The organism is Caulobacter sp. 17J65-9 (genome assembly GCF_010975005.1).
Lineage (GTDB): Bacteria > Pseudomonadota > Alphaproteobacteria > Caulobacterales > Caulobacteraceae > 17J80-11.
The window spans coordinates 1-1,619 of sequence record NZ_JAAIVC010000290.1 but is presented as its reverse complement, the minus strand read 5'-3'; the positions used below and the strand labels follow the sequence as shown (position 1 = coordinate 1,619).

Below are 1,619 nucleotides of genomic sequence, written 5' to 3'. Positions count from 1 at the left end.
CGGGCGTGCTGGTCTGCGGCCTGGCGCTGGCGGTCGCCCACCTCAACCAGCTCGCCTACGGGCCGGTCGCGGGACCGCCGCGCCTGGGAATCTACGCCGCCCTGGCCGCCGTCGGCGCCTCGGCGCTGGGGCCGTTCGTCGTCCTGTTCGCCGCCGCCGGCCTGGTCCTGCTGGCCCGCACCGCCGCCCGACGCCGATGGAGCGCCGCATGACCCCGATCCTCGACGTGGCAGGCCTGACCGCGCGGCACGGCCCGCGCCCGGCGCTGCGCGCCTTCGACCTGCGGATAGACACGCCCGGCTGGTGGGGCGTGGTCGGCGCCAACGGCAGCGGCAAGACGACCCTGCTGCGCTGCCTGGCCGGGCGCATGGCGCCCGAGCGCGGGACCATCCGCCTCTCGGGCCGCGCCTGCGAGCACGACCCGGCCCGCCGCGCCGCCGGCGTCGGCCTGACGCCCACCCTGGAAAGCCTGCCCAAGGGGATCAGCGGCGCCGACCTGGTCCGCCTGGTCGAACAGGCCTCAGGCGGCGAAGGCGATCCGGTCGCCGCCGTGATCGAGGCCGCGCTGGACCTCGACGCCTTCTGGGGGAGCTACGTCGCCGAGCTGTCGGCCGGCCAGAAGCAGCGGCTGGCCGTGCGCCTGGCCTTCGCCGGATCGCCGCGCGTGGTGCTGCTGGACGAGCCGTTCAACTGGCTGGACCCGGCCGTCGCCCACGACCTGAAGACGGGGTTGCGCGCCATCACCCGCGAGCACGGCGTGACGGTGGTCAGCGCCCTGCACGATATCGGCACGCTGGCGACCTGGTGCGACCACGGCGTGCTGATGCGCGACGGCCGCGCGGTGGCGCGGTTCTCGCCGGCGGAGCTGGCGGCGGCGCGCACGGACCTGGCGGCGTTCGAGGCCGACCTGGTGGCCCGGGTTAGGGCGTAGCGGTCCTTCGTTAGGAGGTCTTCGCGGCCTCGTAGGCCGAGATCATGCGCGAAGCGCGGAGTTGGTCGTCTTCCGAGAGCGCCTCTGCAGCGCCGTCGAGCACGCCCTTCACAAGGTAGTACTCGACCTCGCCTCGGATGCGGCCTCTACGCAGGACAGCGGCGACCTTGCTCGAAAAGGTCGCGCGAACTTCTGAGAGGGATGGGATTCCCCCTTCGGACAACGCGCGATCGACGGCCTCCACCTGCCCCTGGGGCCAATCCAGCGTCATCTCCACGATGTCGTTGACGGCCATGCGCAGACCAGCAGCGGCTCGCGCCCTGGAGGTCCGCTCCGTCGCGTCGAGGGCCGCGAGAGGGCGCGCCTCGGCTGGCAGCCCCGGCGCCATGGCGCTGAAGAACTGCTCGTCGAAATAGGCGAGGAACGCCCTCAGACGCCGGTACTGCTCGTCGTCGAGGCGCGCCATCGAGCCGCCGGCCTCTGCCCTAGAGGTTTTCCTTCAGCCAGCCGGCCGCGCGGCTGAGCACGCCGCCGGACTGCGGGGCCTGGGGCGCGTCCTTGGGGCCGACCTTGCCGGCCATCAGCTTGCGGGTGGAGACCGCTTCGCGCGGGCCGTAGGCGGCGCGCAGCAGCACGCCGGCGGCCGAGCAGAAGGCCGGGCCGGCGGCGGCGTCGGCCAGGTGGGGCG

General features: G+C 74.0%; 3 protein-coding genes and 1 pseudogene. 2 read left to right on the top strand and 2 right to left on the bottom strand.

All coding sequences use genetic code 11. The features are described 5' to 3' along the window. Positions 1–212 (top strand): hypothetical protein (locus G3573_RS21410; protein ID WP_163263651.1); only part of this gene is annotated, 212 nt, incomplete at its 5' end. Continuing rightward, complete coding sequence (locus tag G3573_RS21405) at positions 209–931, top strand: ABC transporter ATP-binding protein (RefSeq protein ID WP_163263650.1); 723 nt, start codon at positions 209–211, stop codon at positions 929–931. The genes G3573_RS21410 and G3573_RS21405, both read left to right, overlap by 4 nt. A 10-nt stretch (positions 932–941) precedes the next feature. On the opposite strand, the gene G3573_RS21400 is transcribed toward G3573_RS21405, so the two are convergent. Both G3573_RS21400 and G3573_RS21395 read right to left on the bottom strand, forming a co-directional pair. Further along, complete coding sequence (locus G3573_RS21400; protein ID WP_163263649.1) at positions 942–1,397, bottom strand: hypothetical protein; 456 nt, start codon at positions 1,395–1,397, stop codon at positions 942–944. Positions 1,398–1,416: 19 nt separating this feature from the next. Next, positions 1,417–1,619 (bottom strand): annotated as a pseudogene (locus tag G3573_RS21395) (cell division protein FtsA); the annotation flags it as partial.